This window comes from Pseudaquidulcibacter saccharophilus (genome assembly GCF_019455445.1).
Classification (GTDB): Bacteria; Pseudomonadota; Alphaproteobacteria; order Caulobacterales; family Aquidulcibacteraceae; genus Pseudaquidulcibacter; species Pseudaquidulcibacter saccharophilus.
This window is the reverse complement of record NZ_JAHWUS010000003.1, coordinates 140,689-159,935: the sequence shown is the minus strand read 5'-3', so window position 1 is coordinate 159,935 and position 19,247 is coordinate 140,689. Positions and strand designations below refer to the sequence as shown.

Below are 19,247 nucleotides of genomic sequence, written 5' to 3'. Positions count from 1 at the left end.
CTCGCCTATTCATTAGCGCCCGCAACACTTACGCGCGGTGCATTATTTCTTGGTATTGTAATTGTTGGTTTCTTTTTGGCTGCCACAGACAGAATTGATCCGATAATTTTGGCAACTGCATGATAAAATTCTTCGGGTATTGGTTGTTCAAGTTCGGCTTGCGCAAATAAGGCACGTGCAAGTGGGCGATCTTCAACAATCGGAATTTCATGCTGTCCGGCAATTTCACGAATACGAAGTGCAACATTATCAACACCTTTGGCAACGCAAATTGGTGCCGCATCTTCGCCCGGCACATATTTAAGTGCGACCGCATAGTGCGTCGGGTTGGTGATAATTACGGTTGCCTTTGGGATATTTTGCATCATGCGCTTTTTAGCGCGTTCCATCCGTATTTGTTTTAATTTTCCGGCAATTAATGGGTCGCCTTCGGTATCTTTAAACTCCTGCTTCATTTCATATTTCGACATTTTATTACGCTGCATGAAATTGAAACGTTGTAAAAGATAATCCGCCACCGCAAAAATTATCAAAATAATCAGTAGCTTCATTAATATCGCGCGTAACACCGTAAACAAAAACGGGCCAACCGCACCAATCTCCATATCGACGAGGCCTTTGGCATCATCAAAATATGGTTTAGCAGCATTATAGGCAACAATGCCCAAAATAATGACTTTGAACAAGGTTTTGGCAAATTGCATCAATGATTCTTTGCCAAAAATTCGTTTAAAACCTGCGATTGGTGAAATCTTATCTGGCTTGGGCTTTAACTTTTCATAGGTGAAGATTAGGCCCGTTTGCCCCGCGTGTCCCGCAATCGCCGCAATCGTCATACCGCCAAACAATACCGCAAGGCTTAGTCCGACATGCACCCCAACCGATAGCATTAATGATTGCATTGCCCCTTCCCCGATTGGAATTTCGTGTGGGTTGGCAATAAAAACCATACAAAAACGGGTAATATCGGCGGCAATTTTTGAACCAATTGAAATAATAATCCCAAACGCAACCACCAAAATAAGGGTTGATGCCACGTCTTGCGACATTGGCACATCACCCTTTTCACGCGCTTGTTGGAGCTTTCGCGGTGTGGGGTCAAATATTTTCTGGGATTCGTCTTCTTCCAACTTACCCCCCTAATTCAATTGCCGCGCGGCATCTGCCATGAAATTAACCCATGTCATCATCCCTGCACCTAAGGTAATAAGGAATAAAAATATGCCCAAGAAAACTTGAATTGGCTGCGCGATGAAAAACACCTGAATTGCCGGCGCGGCGCGGTTTATCACGCCAAGAACCACGTTATATACAATGCCGAATAATAACATTGGTGCGGTAATTCGAACCGCAATCCCAAAAGCATCTGAAAATGATTTGATGGCCCATTCAGCATTAGCACCAAAATTAAAATGACCATTTGGCGGCATGAAATTATATGAATTAATCATTCCAGTTATAAATAAATGATGCAAATTACTGGCAAAAATTAATGCCGTTCCAACCACCACTAAAAAAGTTGAAAAAATCGAACCTTGCTGACCTTGTGATGGATCGATTGACATCGCAAATCCAAGACCGGATTGCATACCCGCAATTGCACCAGCTGTTGTAAGCGCTGAAAAAAGCACCCGCAGTATTGAACCAATCGCAAGACCAATCACAATCTCAACACCCAAAAGCGCATATAACGCGCCATTTGTTGCCGGTAATGGTGGTAATTTATAACTTACCAAAGGGGCAATAATGAACGAAACCAACAATGCCAATGATAGGCGAATCCGTGGTGGTACCGATGTATCACTTAATGCTGGCGCAAGCATAAATATCCCGCCCAGTCTGGCAAAAACCAGACCAAATGCCCAAATTTGTTGCGGGATAAATTCCATGACTTTGCCTATCCGCCACCATTGCCGGATGCAGCAATTCGTTGCATGGTTTCATGGAAAAAGTCGCTTAACATTCCGCCCATCAAAGGCATAAAAAACAACAAAGCGAGAAAAATTGTAAGGATTTTTGGAACGAACACCAAGGTCATCTCTTGGATTTGGGTTAATGCCTGTAACAAACCGATTACAACACCAACCACAAGGCCGAGAATCATTGCCGGTGCTGCCATTGCAATAACCAACCAGACCGCACTTCTTGCGATATCGAGAACCTGTGACGCTTCCATATTTCTTTTCCGAAAAGACGACTTATTTCTTTAAGTCCGTTAATACATTGCTAAAATATGGTTAATATTGGGTAACTATTTTTTGCACACTAAGAATTATACTGTCATAAACCCTGCGCAAAATATTGCTAAAGCGGCGTGGTTATTCCATAAAAATAAAAAGAGAAGATTATGCCAGAAAACAAAAACCCCCATTTCAACGATATTATCACACAATCCCTGTCACGCCGCAATTTTGTTCAAGTATCATTGGCTGTTGGCGCGGCCTTTTCAATGTCACCCGGTAATGCGCTTGCAAAAGGTATTTCCCCAAGCAAGATTGGTTTTACTTCGGTTGCAGAGAACCTTGTAAATGATGTAATTGTGCCGGAGGGGTATGAATGGCATAAGTTAATGTCGTGGGGTGATGCACTTTTCACCAACCAAGCCCCCGCCAAGGAACAAGTTGGCGCGCCATTTAATTTCACCCGTGATGAACAGACAAAACGTGTCGGCACTTGTAACGATATGTTCGCAGTTTTCGCAAAAAATTATTCATATCCTTGGTCTGATAAGGCACAGAATGAATATATAGTCTGCTCTAATAATGAATATGTCGTGCCATATTTGCTTGTGGCAGCGAAAAAAGGCAACTTCGCCCCCACCCCTCAAGAAATCGAGGCAATGTATGCCGCACAGGGGGTTACTATTGCCTGCGTAAACCATGATACCAAAACCGGTGCATGGGAATTAGTTCAGGTTGAAGATAAAGAAGGCGCATTAAACCGCCGTATCACACCATTCACCGAAGTAGTTTTTGACGGCCCTGCAAAAGAGCATGAATGGATTAAAACATCTGGTATGATAACTAATCAAATCGAAAAATATGCCGGAAAACTTCCCAAAAACCCTGATGGCATTATGTGTGGCACAATGCAAAATTGCGCCGGCGGTTATACACCATGGGGCACATATCTTACCGCCGAAGAAAACATTGATAATATGTATTTCACAACCTCACCAAATTGTGAAAATATTGAAAATGCCCGTAAACAAGCGGGATATGTGTATGATGAAGCAAGTTTTGGCTATGGCAATCTTTGGAAATGGGGTGGCCCAGACCAGTTTGATTTGTCACGCAACCCATTCGGCCCATCACTTTATGGCTGGATTGTTGAGATTGACCCGCACGATCCATCATGGACACCACGCAAGCATACTGCATTGGGTCGCAAAAAGAATGAAAGCGCAAATTCAGTAATCACAAAATCTGGAAATGTTGCGATTTATACTGGCGATGACCAAGCAAATGAATTTGTCTATAAATTCATTTCAAAAAATAAATTCGATGCAAAAAACCGCACCGCTAACCGTGAACTTTTATCTGAAGGCACATTATATGCCGCAAAATTCAATGTCGATGGTTCTGGTGAATGGCTTGAAATCAGCCTTGAAAAGGCAAATGCTGTTCCACTTTCTGGCAATCAAACCCCATTCAAGGATTATGCCGATTTAATGGTGCGTGTGCGCGACGCCGCAAGCCGCCTTGGTGCAACCCCAATGGATCGCCCCGAAGATGTAGAAGCACCAAAAGACAATTATTTCAAAGGCTTTGGCACAGTTTATATTTGCGCGACAGGCAACCTTACTGAAGAAGGTCGTAAAGGTAACGCCGCCAACCCGCGCCGCAAAAATGGTGCAACCACAGAAGTCAATTATACCGGTCAAATCATTCGCATCAATGAAGCCGCAAAAGATCATGGTTCGACTACATTCAATTGGGAAATCTTCCTTATGGGCGGCGACCATTCCAAAGAGATTGCCTTGCTAGAGCGTCCATCAGATAAAAAAGGTGAAACCCATAACCTATCATCATGGGTTAATGGCAAACAAATCAGCATGGGTGATAGATTTGCAATGCCAGATAATATTACATTTGATGGCTTTGGTAATGCGTGGTTCACCACCGATGGCACACCAGAAAACTTCCCTTGTAATGACGGTATTTATGTCGCCGATACCAATTCACCGGCGCCACGCGTTGTTAAACGCTTCTTGACTGGCCCGATTGGTTGCGAAATTACAGGGCCATTCGTTTCAGAAGATAATAAAACCTTCTTCTGTGGGCTTCAACACATTGGTGGCGCTGATGAGGTTGGTAACGGTTACCGCGCAAAGCAAGCAGTACCGTTTTCAACCTTCCCAAATAAAACATGGCCACGCGATACAATCATTTATGTACGCCGCAAAGATGGTGGAATTGTTGGCACCTAGCCACATAAAACGTGTTTAATAATGCCGTCTTCGCCAATCACAATGCGAAGGCGGTTTTCACGGTAATCCATTGTATAGGCATGCCCTGGTTCTTCAAAGCGAACCTCACCACCAAAGCGCATGGTTTCAAGCACTTTACGATTTTGTCCGACAAGATATTGCAAACTATCGGCATGGCAGGTTGCGCCTGGGTTATGTGGCATAACACCTCCTTCATTTTGCGCCATAACAGGCGCACAAGCACCAAGCATAAGACTGCCACCAAGGGAAAGAATTGCGAATGATAACATAAGATTTTTCATTTAAAGGTGCCTTTCAATTGGATAATTATGCTTGAACCAAATGCTAATCTATCATATTGAAGCTGAATGTCATATTTATCAATGCGCGATTTTATGTCTAACCTTGAAGCACAAGGAAAACTTGTCAGGGTTAGCCAACCTGTTTCAACTGTCCTTGAAATGACCGAAATTTCAACCCGCCTTATCAATAATGGCGGCCCTGCTGTTCTTTATGAAAAACCAATAAAGGCAGACGGTACAATTTCCAAAATTCCGGTTTTAAACAATCTTTTTGGCACTGTTGAGCGCGTGGCGATGGGCGTTACCATGGGCGGCGTTGAACGCCACACCGCAAATGAATTACGTGAAGTTGGTGAATTATTGGCATTTTTACGTGAACCAACGCCTCCATCTAATTTGAAAGAAGCTGTTTCATTATTGCCACTTGCGGGCACAGTTTTATCGATGAAGCCGAAAATGGGCCGTATGTTCGGCAAAGCGCCATGCCAAGAAGTCGTGATTGAGGGGGATGATATCGACCTTGATATGCTTCCAATTCAAACCTGCTGGCCCAATGAACCTGCGCCACTTGTAACGTGGGGGCTATGCGTTACCAAAGGCCCAACCGAGGCACGGGTCGATAGCTATAACCTTGGCATTTACCGTATGCAGCAATTGAATAAGAAACAGCTTATTATGCGCTGGCTGCATCACCGTGGCGGGGCGCAACAATTCCGCCGCTATAAAGAAAAACATAATGAGCCGTTCCCTGTTGCAATTGTATTGGGTGCAGACCCCGGCACAATTTTGGCGGCGGTGACACCTGTTCCCGATACATTAAGTGAATACCAATTTGCGGGGCTTTTGCGCGGCTCAAAGCTAGAGCTGACACCATGTAAAACTGTTCCACTACATGTCCCAGCGCAGGCAGAAATTATTATCGAAGGGCATATTTCATTAACCGAAACCGCCGATGAAGGACCATATGGCGATCATACTGGTTATTATAATTCGGTGGAAAAGTTCCCAGTCTTTACGGTATCGGCAATTACAATGCGCCAAGACCCTATTTATCTTTCAACCCACACCGGTCGCCCACCAGATGAACCAGCAGTTTTGGGTGAGGCATTGAACGAAGTCTTCATCCCACTACTTCAGGCACAATTTCCTGAAATTATTGATTTTTGGCTACCACCCGAAGGATGTTCATATCGTATTGCGGTCATAAGCATGAAAAAGGCCTATGCCGGGCATGCTAAACGCGTGATGATGGGGGCATGGTCATATTTGCGGCAATTCATGTACACGAAATTTATTATCGTGGTTGATGATGACATTAACGCGCGGGATTGGAAAGATGTTATGTGGGCAATTTCAACCCGTATGGATCCGGTTCGCGACACTGTGCGTATTGAAAACACACCAATTGACTATCTTGATTTTGCGTCACCCGTTTCTGGCCTTGGCGGCAAAATTGGTCTTGATGCCACCAATAAAATTGGCAACGAAACCAATCGCGAATGGGGAACCAAAATTTTTATGGAAAAAGACGTCATAGAGGATGTCACCAAAAAATGGGAATCCTTTGGTTTTGGTGTTGACGGCAAACCGATTTGGTAAATTAAGCTTTTGGAATATCGATAAAGCCAGTGAAATCAACCATTCTTTCTGGCAATAAATCGTCAAAAGTTTCTTTAACCATTTTCATAGCTCTGACAATTGCGCCAGCCGCACCGGCAATTAATACAAATGCCATCATGACAAATAATATTGTGGTCATCTCTCTTCCCCTTATGAACCCTTTATGGGTTTTGTTATATAAGGGTAGGCTAACATATTATTATGATAGTACGATTACGACATTAGTTGCAATTTTAAATATATTGGTATTTTCGACCCTAAAATCAGTAATCGGGCTAGATTTTAGAAATAAAAGTGGCATTTAGGATACATGCAAAACTCACAAACCAATCAAACCGCAAAACAATTATTTGACGCAACAGAATATCTTTTAAAAAAGGCAAAAGAACTTGGGGCAGAACATGCCGATTGCGCGTGTAACGCATCGCAAAGTTTGGGCATAAGTGTTCGCCTTGGTGAATTAGAAAATGTTGAACGCGAAGAAAGCCTTGCGGCTGGTTTACGGGTTATTATCGGCAAGAAACAAGCGGGTGCATCAACTTCTGCACTTACTAAAAATGCGCTTGATGAATTGGCAACCCGCGTTGTCGCTATGGCCAAAATGGCTGCCGAAGATAAATATTGCACTTTGCCAGATAAGGACTTGATGGCAAGCGAAATCATCGACCTTAAAATGCGCGATGAAACTGCACCAGATATTAATTATCTTGAAAAAATTGCCCTTGAATGTGAAGCGGGCGCCCAAAGTATAAAAGGAATTTCGAACACTGCGGGGTGTGGCTCACAATGGGGTTCATCCGATGTGGTTTATGGTTCAAGCAATGGCTTTATTGGTGGATATGGTGGCACATCTTGGGGGCTTGGAATTGCGGCAATCGCCCAAGATGGCGATGATATGGAACGTGATTACGAATCAACCTCCACCCGTTTTTTGAAAACTCTCGAAAATGCCCGCGAAATTGGTGAAAAGGCGGGGCATAAAACCGTTGCGCGCCTTGGTTCTAAAAAAATGGCTTCGACCAAGGCACCGGTTATTTTGCATACACGTGTTGCCCGCTCTATGCTTGGACTTTTGATTTCGGCAATTTCTGGTTCTTCTGTCGCGCGTGGGGTTTCCTTCCTACGTGATGCACTTGAAACCCAAATTTTCCCTGAAAACATCACTATTTATGACGATCCACTTCTTATTGGTGGCTGGGGATCGCGCCCATTTGACGGTGAAGGCGTAAAGGTTTCAAAACAAGAAATTATTCAAAACGGTGTCCTAACCTCTTGGTTATTAAATTCATCTGCCGCATTGCAACTTGGTCTTAAAACCAATGGTCATGCGTCAATGAACCCTGGCGGTTCGCCGGGGGTTGGGGTTTCAAACTTTATATTGCCACCGACCAACCAAAGCCTTGATGATTTAATCAAGCAGGCAGGAAATGGTCTTTTGGTTACTGAGGCAATGTCGCCATCTTTTAACCCAAATAATGGCGATTATTCGGTTGGTGTTTCTGGCTTTGAGATTGTTAATGGCCAAAAAACTGGGCCAGTTTCTGAAATTACCATTGCTGGCAATGTTAAAGACATTTTCAAAACTATAATTGCCGCCGATGATAATGAACATAAATCATCCATTGATTGCCCGAGCCTTTTGATACCAACAATGACGATTGCGGGTGCATAATGACCAATAGCCTTGATGAAGATATGAAAATTACAATCAAGGCAGTTCGGGGTGCATCCGAAATTATTTTATCATATTTTAAAACCGATTATGAAATTCGCGATAAATCACCCAACAACCCGGTAACAGCGGCGGATTTGGCAACTGATAAATTCTTAAAGACCGCACTTTTGGCTGCGCGCCCTGAATATGGCTGGTTATCTGAAGAAGAAATTGACGATGGAACGCGCCACCACGCAAAAAGAACTTGGTTTGTTGACCCCATTGATGGCACACGCGCCTTTATAAAAGGCCTACCCCACTTTTCGATTTCAATTGCGCTGGTGGAAAAAAAACAACCTGTTCTGGGTGTGATTTATAACCCTGTTACAGAAGAATTATTCACCGCTATCAAGGGAAATGGCGCATTTAAAAATGGTGTACCAATAAAAGTCTCGCAAACCAATGAATTGGAAAATGCCCGTATGTTGGGTGCGGCGCATATGTTCCAAAGCAAATTGTGGCAGCGCGAATGGCCAATTATGCAAATCAATCAGCGTAACTCAATCGCTTACCGAATGGCATTAATTGCCAGTGGTGAATTTGATTGCGCAATTGCCACCACATCAAAAAATGATTGGGACTTGGCGGCGGGGACATTGATATTAAATGAGGCCGGCGGCTTTGCCACCGATCATTTGGGACAAGCATTTGTTTTTAATGAAACTTTGAAACAAAGAAGCCTGCTTGCATGTTGTCAAGGTCTTAAAAATGAACTTTTGGCAAGACTTGCCCACATAAAATAAATTTAATTTAGATGTAATAATTGTAATCTAGATGGCGTAAATTTAATTCGGAAATCTTGAAATTTCATGGCTTAATTTATTTGCGGATGGCACTTTGCCGCCCGTGATCATTTCAAATAAATTGAGAGATATTATGAAAAAACATACTTCAGGCATTTTATTACTAGCTGCATTTACAACAACGGCCATGTTTTCAAATGCCTTTGCCCAAACAACACCACCAACACCACCGACATCGGAAACACCTGTTGTGACTGATGTGGTGCCGCCTGCACAGCCTATGCCTGCAGACTGTCCAGTGATGAAAGACGGGCAAATGCCACCCCATGATGGCATGATGATGCCACCGCCAAAAGAGAAAAAAGGTCTATTTGGCAAGAAAAAACCGCCAAAACCACCAGAATTTAAAGACGGGCAAATGCCACCACCACCGCCAGAGGGCTGTATGCCGCCACCGCCACCTGTTGAAGGCACAGTTCCACCAGCCCCACCGGCCCCAACAGCAGAGCCACAAAAACCAATGTAAATCAACAATATAAATTGAATAAATTCAAACTTGTCATACCGGAATTTCCGAAAGAAATATCCGGTATCTTTTTGTTTTCTAACTAGATACCGGACATTTTTTCAATGAAAAAATTCCGGTATGACATACCCCGCCCTACATAACGCCGGCATCAATCCATGCCTGTTTGGGCCAACGTTTATGAACCCAAAACCATTGTTCCGGCGCTTCACGAATTTTTTCTTCGATAAAGCGATTAATATTATCAACTTCTTTTTGTAAAATCGTGTCTAATGGCGCGCTATAATCCAATAAAATTGGTTCTTGGACATCAACTTCAAAATTTGCGCCGCCAAGACGCTTGACTGTCATGGTTTGGATTGGGGTTTTAAAGCGATGTGCAAGGCGAACTGCGGCATCATTGGTCATGCAATTATGACCAAATAGGGGGGAATTAATCCCCATATTGTATTTTTGATCGTTCATCATGGCTATCGAACCACCACGGGCAAGAATACGCATCAAACGCATGCCGCCCTCACGCCCTTTGGGTGCGAAAAGCGTTACACCATATGCCGCGCGCGCATCGCGGATGATTTTATCAACTTCTGGATTATTCATTTCGCGATAGGTTATTTCACAATCAACCCCGCGCTGAACAATTACCGCCGGCATAACTTCCCAATTTGAAAAATGCCCCGATGCAAAGACCGCACCCTTGCCAGGTTCAAGATAGGCATCAAGGCGATCAAGATTTTTGATATTTACCCGTGAATTTTCCTGAAAATAGCCAAATTCACCCAGATGTGGTAATTCCCCAGCAATACGACCCAAATTATCCCACATTGCGTCAAGAAGTTCTTTTTCTTCGGCCGCACCAATATTAGGGAAGCACATACGAATATTGCGGATTGCGGTTTTTTGCGTACTTGAAAATTTACCAAATTTGCGCGCAATATTTGAACCCAGATTTGACGCCGCATCAATATCCATTTTTTTGAACTTATACCAATAAGTTTTGAATGCGGCCGCCTCTGCGGAAGAAAGAATATTATCAAAAAACTTTTTCATGAAGTTGCTTTTATCACATCTTTGGCAAGAGGTTTAGAATTTCTGACACATCGCCATCGTTCTCAAATTCCAATTTGATTTCAAGGGTTTCAATGTCTGATTTTTGCTGTGCAGAAAGCCTTATTAGGTCTTTTTCGGTGGTAATTAATTTCGCACCCATTTCTTTAGCGCGGGTTTTGAGGTGTGAAATTTCATCATCAGTAAAAAAATGATGGTCGGCAAATGGAATTAAATCAACCACATCGATCCCAACATCTTTTAATGAATCACCAAATTTGTCGGGGCGACCAATGCCACAAAATGCCAAATATTTCCCCGAAAATTGCTTTTTTACCGGTACAATCTTGGCAAATAGAGTTTTTATATCAAACCCGCCCAACGTCTCTTCAAAAAGTGCCTTATCGCCGACCCAAACAACAATGTCTGCGCGCTTTAAACCAACTTCTGGTTTCTCACGAAGTGGACCAGCAGGGCAAATAAAGCCATTGCCAAAACCAACACCACCATCAATAAGGATAATTGATACATCTTTCTTAAGCGCAGGGTTTTGATGGGCATCATCAAGAATTATTGCCTTTGCGCCATTTTGCACCGCAAGATTTGCCGCCGCAACCCTATCCTTACCAATTACCACCTGATGCTTTGCCGCAAGCATTAAAGGTTCATCACCAACATCTTTGGCAGTATGAATTTGTGGATTTACAACAATTGCATCTATTACAGAACCACCATAGCCGCGTGAAACAATAAATGCCCCGGGTAATGAATTTGCCAATAAATCCGCCATTGGGGTTTTACCAGTTCCACCAAGCGTAAGATTACCGATTGATATTACCGGAATATCCAATTGCACATATTTGGTTTTCAACAGCTTCTTTTGCGTAAAATAATCATAGACCCACGAAAGCGGCACAAGCAAAGTGCGCAATACGAATGCCGCATCACGCCCCTCTTTTATGTTCCAAAATGATGGTGCTTTCATATGTTACCACCTGTAACAAGATTTAAAACATCGCCTAAAACTTCATCGTAAATCGACTGGCTTGATTTAAGATAATTTTGCGCACGTATATTCATTGCGGCAATTTCTTTTTTATCAAATATTAAATCCGCAAGCTTCATTGCAATTTGTTGTGATGATGGATCATAAATCATCGACGCCGCAGAAATATTTTCAAGATCTTTGTAAATATCCGCAAAATTATGAACATAAATCCCGCTTAGAATCGCACTCCCGATTTGTGCAGGTTCAATTGGATTATGTCCACCAATACCACGTATCAAAGAACCGCAAACCAATGAAACCGGTGCAAGGCGATATGCATTCGCTAATTCCCCCATTGTATCCCAAAAATATACATCTATTTCAGGCGCAGGGAGTTGTTTCATGCTGCGGCGTGCGGTTTTAAAGCCGTTCTTTTGCGCCATTAAAATTATGCCTTCGGTGCGTTCAATATGGCGCGGTGCAAGAATTAAAAGCGGTTTCTTACCAGTTAATGACAAAACTTCATGTGATTTTAGAATGATTTCATCCTCACCAATATGGGTGGATGCCGCAAGCCATACTGGGCGCTCTTTCATTAATGGCAAAAACTCATTGACAAGTGCATCATCAATTTTATGCGGTGCCGCAGCGGATTTAAGGTTTCCAACCTTTATATTTCTAACGAAGCCGAATTCATTAATCGCATCGGCACTTATGGTATTTGCCGCGTGGACATATTTAAAAGTCGTGAATAGCTTTTTGCTTAAAGCGCCATATGCCAGCCAATTACGAATAGTTTTTGCTGTCATACGGGCATTAAGAAGGGCGGTTGGAATTTTGCGTTCAGATAATTCCAAAAGCATATTAATCCAGATTTCACCCTCTAAAAAAATTGCCGTATCGGGTTGCCAATGGTTTAAAAACGCATTCACAAATTGCTTTTTATCAAATGGGAAAAATTGGTGAATATCCCCCGCCCCCATTCTTTTTGCAATTATTTCGGCGGCGGTTTGGGTTTGTGAAGTGAATAGGAATTTTAATTCTGGGTTTTTAAGTCGTAATTGTGCCGCCAAATCTAGGCCAATCATGGTTTCACCGACACTTGCACCATGAAACCAAATCAATTTGCCATTAGGGCGTGGAATTAATGATATTCCAAAACGCTCTTGAATTCGTGCAGCATCTTCTTTTCCGGCCTTAATGCGTTTATTAAGTATCGAATTCAAAAACAACGACACAAAATTTATCGCAAAATTATAAATGCCCAACAGCAATTTTACCGGTAAAAGCCCCAGCATTCCTAAACCTTTTCAGTTTCACGCATGATTGGTGCAGCAGGTTCAATTCGTTCCCCGCCCATTAATTCATCGGCCTCTTGTTGAAGGTTTATTAGCGCAGTTTCAATCGTTAAACGTGCTGCTTCATAGGCATCTTCATCATTGCCATCAACAAAAACCGGTGCACCAAACATAATGACACCTTTTGAAAACAATGGCGGGATAACAAAGCGATCCCAACTTTTAAGATGGATTGAATTTTTAACCGAAAGCGCAAGCGGAATCATTGGTGCTTTTGCTGATTTGGCAATACGAATTGCCCCAGGTTGAAAGCGCATACGTGGCCCTTTTGGTCCATCTGGGGTTATTATTGCAATATTTCCGCTTTTTGCGACATTTATCATATCACGAACCGCCGCAAGTGCGCCCTTATTATCAATCACATCGCCTTTGCGTTTTGCCGATGAACCACGAATTACATTGCGGCCAATAATCTCTGTCGCCCTTGCCACAAACTCCCCGTCCTTTGACATTGAAATGAGCATATAAACAGTTTGCGGATCTTTTAACGGCCAAAAAGAATGGGCAAGCATGATTCGCGAATGCCAGTAATTTACAATCATACCTTTGTTTTGTTCACGATAAGGGGCAATATTTTCAAGCCCAAGATATTCCCATCGTGTAGTTCTGCGCACAAGAACCATATATGCCGCAATTATATAGGCAAATAATGTCTGAATAAATTTGGATCGTATGATTTTCTTTAACATAATTTGGTAAATAGCAATTGTTGCACAAATATGCGAGTGTTCCTTGCAACATTACTCATAATGCTGCATTTAGGCAGTTTAGCCAAGCAGAAAAAGGTTTTGGTAATTGGCAAAATACGAACTTGATACGATTGACGGTTATAACGCTGCATGGAAGGATTATTGGTGGAAAGACCATGCCTTTCTTCGCAAGAATTTTGACAATGCACACCAAATTGGTCCTGATGTTTGGCGGTCTAATCAACCATCGCCCGATAAAATCGCCTATTGGAAACAAAAAGGCATAAAAACCATATTTAACCTGCGCGGTGATACGGATTCTTGTTTTACACATCTTGAAAAACACGCATGCAAAAAACTTGGCATTGATTTACGTTTTTTCAAGGTTGAAAGTCGTGGCGCGCCCGACCCCGTAATTATGCATGCAATGTATGATGCTTTTAAAGAAGCTGAATATCCGATATTATTACATTGTAAATCAGGTGCAGACCGCGCCGGATTTACCGCAGTATTTTATAAATTTTTAATTGAAGGTGTACCGCTTGAAGAAGCGCGCCAACAATTAAACATTAAATACCTTCATATATCTGCCGGAAAAACTGGCATTCTGGGTTATTTTTGGGATGAATTTGACAAAGCCAATAAAGAAACCGGAATCGAGTTTTGGGATTGGGTTGATAATGTATATGACCGTGACAAATTGAAAGCCAGTTTCAAACCTACTAAATGGGGAAATTGGATAGTCGATACTTTTCTACATAGAGAGTAATTTTTTAAAACAAATTGAAAGCAAACCAAATTTTTAAGGGGAAAAACAAATGGCTGCAAACAAACAATTATTACACCTCGTAATTGGCGGTGAACTAAACGACCTTGAAGGTACTGTTTTCCGCAATCCAGCAGAGATTGATTTTGTTGGTGCTTATTCAAACTATGCCGATGCCAAAGAAGCATGGAAATCAGCGGCACAACGCACTGTTGACAACGCACATATGCGTTATTTCGTTATTCACGCCCACCGTCTTATCGACCCGAATGGCGCGAATATCTGTGATGAGGATTAATTAGTAATTTAAATGCCTTCCCAACCCACCAAACAACAAAATCCGCTATTACGATTCTGGAACGGCTGGTTAAAACATCAAACTCCGACATTAATTCTGGCGGCAATTATGATGATAATTGTTGCCATTTCTGTTAATGCGCAGGCGTTGATGGTTGGGATTGTGGCCGATGCATTGGCAAACCTTCGCGATAATCCAAACAAGGTCATCAAGTTTGGTGTTACCGCGAAGCAGGCCGCCGCAATAATTCCATATGCAATTGTTATTGTATCTTTATTGCGTGGTATTGGTTGGTATGTTTCAAACGTTGCAACCAATGTTGCATCAATGAAGGCGACAACCGATTTACAATCGGATTTATTTTCAAAAATCCTTACCCTTGATTATTCACGGATTATCAAAGAACAATCAGGCGCATTCTCTGCCCGCTTTTTAAATGATATTAACGCAATCCGCGAAGCAACATTAAAAGTTGCCAATAGCTTTGTACGCGAAACCTTCACCCTTATATTTACTTTATTCATGATGGTGAACGCCGATTGGCAATTGGCAATTATCACCTTGATATTGCTGCCAATTGCGTATTTCCCTGTCAGTATAATCGGTAAAAAAATCAGAAAATCTGCCGCTGTTGCGCAAGGACAGGCAAGCCAACTTTCGGGCGTTATTGAAGAAAGCCTTGGGGGTATTCGCCTTGTAAAAACCTATTCTATGGAAGACATTGAATCGGCAAGGGTTACCAAGTCGCTTTTACATAGAATGCAACTGGTTCTAAAAGTAATTGAACAACGCGGTCGCCTGCTACCAATTCTTGAAATCCTTGGTGGCATAGCCGTTGCATCGGTTATTGCCTTTGCAACGTATCGAATTTCGACCGGACAATCCACGGTTGGCAACCTACTTACCTTTATTGTTTCGCTTATCAATGCGTCGGCATCTTTGCGGACTTTTGGCGATATGAATAACCAGCTTCAAGAAGGGGTCGCCGCATTAAACCGTTTTTATGAAATTCTTGATGAAAAGCCGAATATCAAAAACAAAGACAATGCAATCAAAATTGATAGGGTTGTTGGAAATATCAAATTTGAAGATGTTTTCTTTAAAGTTGGTGACAACGAAATCCTAAAAGGGATAAGTTTTTCGGTTAAGGCAGGTAAGAAAATCGCATTGGTTGGTGCATCGGGCGCGGGTAAATCGACAATCATAAACCTTTTACCACGTTTATTTGATGTTACCTCTGGCAAGATATTAGTCGATGATTACGATATTCGCGATCTTGACCTTCTATGCCTACGCAATCAAATTGCCCTAGTTTCACAGGATGCAGTTTTATTTGAAACTACTATCGCCGAGAATGTATGCTTTGGCGCTGGACAAAAAAGTGAAGCAGAGATCATTGCGGCATTACAAGATGCGGCATGTGATTTTGTTTTCAAACTTCCAGACGGCATCAATTCAATGGTTGCGCCGCGCGGTTCAAATTTTTCGGGTGGGGAGAAACAACGGCTTTCAATTGCCCGTGCAATATTGCGCAACTCCCCAATTCTTCTACTTGATGAGCCGACAAGCGCACTTGATAGTGAAAATGAAGCGAAAATTGCGCATACTCTTGATAAATTTTGCGAAAACCGTACTACTTTGGTGGTCGCACACCGCCTATCAACCGTAAGAAATGCCGATACGATTATGGTTATGCAACAAGGTAATATTGTTGAATCTGGTACGCATAATGAATTGATTGACAAGGGTGGCATTTATTCCGAGCTTGCAAAACTGCAACTGAATTAACGACCAATAATCGCCATTATAACACCGGCAACAATGAGGGCGATTGCTATAATCTTGCTAAAAGCTAGTTTTTCCTTAAACTTTAGCCATCCCATAAGGATTGAAACCGGCATCTCAATAATCAAATTTACCACGCGAACAATTGCCGCCGGCATTAAACCAAGTGCCACAAACCAAAGAATTGATCCACTTGCCCCCGCCCAACCGGCATTAAGCGATGATTTCCAATCACCAAGCGCCATTTTTAATTGCCGTCTTTGCAACATAAACATTATAGCGCCCAAAAATATTGTCTGCATCAACTGAACAATAAGCACGGTTATAATGCTTGAATAGAAATTGGAGTTATGTTCAACCAAATTAACTGCAACACGGTAAGAATTGGTAGAAATCGCAAATAGCCCGCCCGATAATATCCCATATGCAGCCGCAATTGATGCGTCTTTCCAATCAAGTTTTTTTAAATCAGCCCCTTTGCCACCGCCTTTGGGTAATGACGCGATAATTATGCCAATTGTTGATATTATTATCCCAAACCATGCCCATATTTTTAGATGGTCTCCTAAAAAGGCAACCCCATAAAGCGCCGTAAGAATCACTGATGAATTGTTGAATGTTATGCCAATCGCGAAACTTGACCGTTCCATTGATGCCAATAACGCCGCCGTTGCCACAACCTGTGCCACGGCTCCCGTAAAACACATAAGATAATAATAAGTGCCAACATTAAGTGTGAATGAACCACGAAGGAATATAACCACCAATAATGCCAAAAATGTTATTGGCACACCAAAGGCAAAACGAACCCAGGTTCCGGCCCAAACGCCGGCTTTTTGGGTTAATTCTCTTTGAAATGAATTTCTGAGTGTTTGTAATAGAGACGCAACAAGCGTGATTAAAATCCACATTTGTCGTCTAATATCATTTGTTGATTAATATGCAATCGAAAAACTATATGGCAATTTATTTGCCTATTACATCAAAATATGCCTGACAAGTGCTTAAAAAACTTGCCCAAATTGCAATAATCTGTTGAGTTCAGGGCAATTAGCAAAATTAATTATTTGCCCATTTGGGGGAGTTTGAAAGTATGATTGTTATTATCATCGGATTAATTATTACCATCCTGACGGCGATACCCGTATTCATTCAGATGCGACATCATCCGCGTGGCCTTGTAATTTGTTTCATGGCAGAGATGTGGGAACGCTTTTCATATTATGGGATGCGCGCACTTCTAATTTATTATGTTACCACCCATTTCCTTTTCCCTGATGCGCGCGCGAATGAGCAATATTCATCTTACACGACCTTGGTTTATTTATTGCCATTGGTTGGTGGGGTTTTGGCGGACAGATATCTTGGCACACGTAAAGCCATTATTTTTGGTGCTTTATTATTGGTTGCCGGACACTTTTCAATGGCGTTTGAAGGAAAACCAAATCAGCAGACCCTTGAATATAAAGGTCAAACTTATGAGTTTGTTAAAAACGAAAAAGACAAATCCTCAGAACGTAAGCTAATTCAAATTGGCGATAAGCAATATGAATATAAAGCTGGTGGCGAAGGCGCAATTGAAATTGTTGGCTTGCCATCTGATGCACCTATTCCGGCAAAAATTGAAAAGTCTGAATATAAACTTGGCGTTAAAAGCGCTACTCCATGGGCTGAAAAAGTCTTTTATCTTGCAATTTCGCTTATCATCATGGGCGTAGGCTTCTTAAAGGCAAACATTTCATCAATTGTTGGACAGCTTTATAAGGATAAAGATCCACGCCGTGATGCGGGCTTCCAGCTTTATTATTTTGGTATCAACCTTGGCGCATTCTGGGCGACAATCCTGTGCGGATATTTGGGTCAGAATGTCGGCTGGTGGGCTGGTTTTGGGCTTGCCGGTGTCGGTATGTTAGCCGGTCTATTATTCTTTGTTCTTGGCCAGCCACTACTTGAAGGCAAAGGCATGCCTCCTTCACCTGAAAAACTTAAAGAAAAAGTTTTCGGTGTAGTTTCAGTCGAGAAATTCATTTATATTTGTGCCTTTATCGGCCTGCCTGTGGTATGGCTTTTGGTGCAAAATAACAAAGCGGTTGGTTATGGTCTTGGTATCGGTTCATTAGCGGTGCTTGGCTATGTATTCTATACAATGTTTACCAAATTAAGCCGTGAAGAAAACTTCCGCCTTGGTCTTGCTTTGTTGCTTACTGCTGGTTCGGTTGTATTCTTTACCTTGTTTGAACAAGCAGGCTCTTCTCTTAGCTTGTTTGCAGAGCGTAATACCAACCTTAATATCCTGCCGTCTCCGATAACAATTGCGTTGATGGGCAAACAATTTGTTTTTGCTTCGGCTGAACAATTCAAAGCATTACAAGGTTTGGTAAATCCAGTTTGGATTGATACAGAAATCACTGCGGCACAGACACAAAGTTTCAACGCAGGTTTCATCTTGATTTTTGCACCAATTTTCTCTGCAATTTTCACTTATCTTGGAACCCATAGAATTGACCCTGATCCGGTTAAAAAGTTTTCATTTGGCTTGTTAAACGTTGGTTTTGGTTTCCTTATACTTGTTTGGTTTGCAGGAAGTGCAGATAGCGCGTTTAGAATGCCGCTAATCTTCTTATTCTTGACTTATTTGTTCCACACTTGGGGCGAATTGGCATTGTCACCGGTTGGCTTGTCACAACAAACCAAACTTTCGCCACCATTCCTTATTTCAACCATGATGGCGATTTGGTTCCTTGGTTCTGCGGCGGCGCAGTTTGTTGCCGGCATTATTGCGAAATTGGCGGCAACCGAAACCGTTGGCGGTGAAGTTCTTGACCCACAAGCGGCACTTCAGACCTCATTGAAAACATTCAATCTAATTGGTTGGTGGGGTATTGGCATTGGTGTTGGCTTCTTTATCCTTTCATTCTTTGTAAGAAAGTGGGATTTTGGTGCAAACGACACCACTAGCGAATAGTTAAGACGCAACAAAAA

General features: G+C 42.2%; 19 protein-coding genes. 9 read left to right on the top strand and 10 right to left on the bottom strand.

The genetic code is table 11. The features are described 5' to 3' along the window. Window positions 1-5: 5 nt before the first annotated feature. From flhB to fliQ, 3 genes are read right to left on the bottom strand one after another with little or no spacing between them, the layout of a single operon-like run. Window positions 6-1,130, bottom strand: a complete 1,125-nt coding sequence (flhB, locus tag KXV15_RS09335; RefSeq protein WP_240007920.1) for a flagellar biosynthesis protein FlhB — start codon at window positions 1,128-1,130, stop codon at window positions 6-8. 9 nt (window positions 1,131-1,139) lie between these two features. Further along, window positions 1,140-1,889, bottom strand: coding sequence for a flagellar biosynthetic protein FliR (gene fliR, locus KXV15_RS09330; protein WP_240007919.1), 750 nt, complete (start codon window positions 1,887-1,889; stop codon window positions 1,140-1,142). Between the two features lie 8 nt (window positions 1,890-1,897). Further along, on the bottom strand, window positions 1,898-2,176 hold the full coding sequence (gene fliQ / locus KXV15_RS09325) for a flagellar biosynthesis protein FliQ (RefSeq protein WP_240007918.1): 279 nt from the start codon (window positions 2,174-2,176) through the stop codon (window positions 1,898-1,900). A gap of 171 nt (window positions 2,177-2,347) precedes the next feature. On the opposite strand from fliQ, the gene KXV15_RS09320 reads away from it, so the two are divergent. Then, window positions 2,348-4,429, top strand: a complete 2,082-nt coding sequence (locus KXV15_RS09320) for a PhoX family protein (RefSeq protein WP_240007917.1) — start codon at window positions 2,348-2,350, stop codon at window positions 4,427-4,429. On the opposite strand, the gene KXV15_RS09315 is transcribed toward KXV15_RS09320, so the two are convergent. After that, window positions 4,426-4,731 (bottom strand): I78 family peptidase inhibitor, encoded by a 306-nt coding sequence (locus tag KXV15_RS09315; RefSeq protein ID WP_240007916.1) that lies wholly within the window; start codon window positions 4,729-4,731, stop codon window positions 4,426-4,428. The two genes, KXV15_RS09320 and KXV15_RS09315, sit on opposite strands and share 4 nt — an antisense overlap. A 66-nt stretch (window positions 4,732-4,797) precedes the next feature. Here KXV15_RS09315 and KXV15_RS09310 point away from each other — a divergent pair, with 66 nt between their 5' ends. Then, window positions 4,798-6,330 carry a UbiD family decarboxylase gene (locus tag KXV15_RS09310; protein ID WP_240007915.1) on the top strand — a complete coding sequence of 511 codons (1,533 nt, stop codon included), beginning with the start codon at window positions 4,798-4,800 and terminating at the stop codon, window positions 6,328-6,330. A 1-nt stretch (window position 6,331) separates the two neighbouring features. Here KXV15_RS09310 and KXV15_RS09305 read toward each other — a convergent pair whose 3' ends face one another. Beyond that, entirely contained in the window at window positions 6,332-6,490 is a 159-nt protein-coding gene (locus KXV15_RS09305) for a hypothetical protein (protein ID WP_240007914.1), read from the bottom strand. Between the two features lie 171 nt (window positions 6,491-6,661). On the opposite strand from KXV15_RS09305, the gene KXV15_RS09300 reads away from it, so the two are divergent. From KXV15_RS09300 to KXV15_RS09290, 3 genes are all read left to right on the top strand, one after another. Continuing rightward, entirely contained in the window at window positions 6,662-8,023 is a 1,362-nt protein-coding gene (locus KXV15_RS09300) for a TldD/PmbA family protein (protein ID WP_240007913.1), read from the top strand. Beyond that, entirely contained in the window at window positions 8,023-8,808 is a 786-nt protein-coding gene (locus tag KXV15_RS09295) for an inositol monophosphatase family protein (protein WP_240007912.1), read from the top strand. Before KXV15_RS09300 ends, KXV15_RS09295 begins: the two co-directional genes overlap by 1 nt. A 133-nt stretch (window positions 8,809-8,941) precedes the next feature. Then, window positions 8,942-9,334, top strand: a complete 393-nt coding sequence (locus tag KXV15_RS09290) for a hypothetical protein (protein WP_240008329.1) — start codon at window positions 8,942-8,944, stop codon at window positions 9,332-9,334. Between the two features lie 135 nt (window positions 9,335-9,469). Here the strand turns inward: KXV15_RS09290 and KXV15_RS09285 are convergent, their stop codons facing one another. From KXV15_RS09285 to KXV15_RS09270, 4 genes are all read right to left on the bottom strand, one after another. After that, entirely contained in the window at window positions 9,470-10,384 is a 915-nt protein-coding gene (locus tag KXV15_RS09285; RefSeq protein ID WP_240007911.1) for a lysophospholipid acyltransferase family protein, read from the bottom strand. A 13-nt stretch (window positions 10,385-10,397) separates the two neighbouring features. Beyond that, window positions 10,398-11,366 carry a tetraacyldisaccharide 4'-kinase gene (gene lpxK, locus KXV15_RS09280; protein ID WP_240007910.1) on the bottom strand — a complete coding sequence of 323 codons (969 nt, stop codon included), beginning with the start codon at window positions 11,364-11,366 and terminating at the stop codon, window positions 10,398-10,400. Continuing rightward, window positions 11,363-12,595 carry a 3-deoxy-D-manno-octulosonic acid transferase gene (locus KXV15_RS09275; protein ID WP_240007909.1) on the bottom strand — a complete coding sequence of 411 codons (1,233 nt, stop codon included), beginning with the start codon at window positions 12,593-12,595 and terminating at the stop codon, window positions 11,363-11,365. The genes lpxK and KXV15_RS09275 overlap by 4 nt, the downstream gene beginning before the upstream one ends. Before the next feature lie 74 nt (window positions 12,596-12,669). Beyond that, the gene (locus tag KXV15_RS09270; RefSeq protein ID WP_240007908.1) at window positions 12,670-13,416 is read right to left on the bottom strand and encodes a lysophospholipid acyltransferase family protein; all 747 of its coding nucleotides are present in this window, start codon (window positions 13,414-13,416) and stop codon (window positions 12,670-12,672) included. Between the two features lie 106 nt (window positions 13,417-13,522). Between KXV15_RS09270 and KXV15_RS09265 the strand changes: the two genes are divergently transcribed. Genes KXV15_RS09265 through KXV15_RS09255 form a run of 3 tightly spaced genes read left to right on the top strand, consistent with a single transcriptional unit; the run spans window position 13,523 to window position 16,268 of the window. Further along, a complete protein-coding gene (locus KXV15_RS09265) occupies window positions 13,523-14,185 on the top strand; it encodes a protein tyrosine phosphatase family protein (RefSeq protein WP_240007907.1) in 663 nt (220 codons plus the stop codon). Between the two features lie 49 nt (window positions 14,186-14,234). Next, window positions 14,235-14,480 (top strand): DUF4170 domain-containing protein, encoded by a 246-nt coding sequence (locus KXV15_RS09260; protein WP_240007906.1) that lies wholly within the window; start codon window positions 14,235-14,237, stop codon window positions 14,478-14,480. Between the two features lie 12 nt (window positions 14,481-14,492). Beyond that, on the top strand, window positions 14,493-16,268 hold the full coding sequence (locus KXV15_RS09255; protein WP_240007905.1) for an ABC transporter ATP-binding protein: 1,776 nt from the start codon (window positions 14,493-14,495) through the stop codon (window positions 16,266-16,268). On the opposite strand, the gene KXV15_RS09250 is transcribed toward KXV15_RS09255, so the two are convergent. Beyond that, window positions 16,265-17,176: an EamA family transporter gene (locus tag KXV15_RS09250; RefSeq protein ID WP_240007904.1), complete on the bottom strand. Its 912-nt coding sequence runs from the start codon at window positions 17,174-17,176 to the stop codon at window positions 16,265-16,267. The genes KXV15_RS09255 and KXV15_RS09250 overlap by 4 nt on opposite strands. 182 nt (window positions 17,177-17,358) lie before the next feature. On the opposite strand from KXV15_RS09250, the gene KXV15_RS09245 reads away from it, so the two are divergent. Next, complete coding sequence (locus KXV15_RS09245; RefSeq protein WP_240007903.1) at window positions 17,359-19,230, top strand: peptide MFS transporter; 1,872 nt, start codon at window positions 17,359-17,361, stop codon at window positions 19,228-19,230. The last annotated feature ends 17 nt before the right edge of the window (window positions 19,231-19,247 follow it).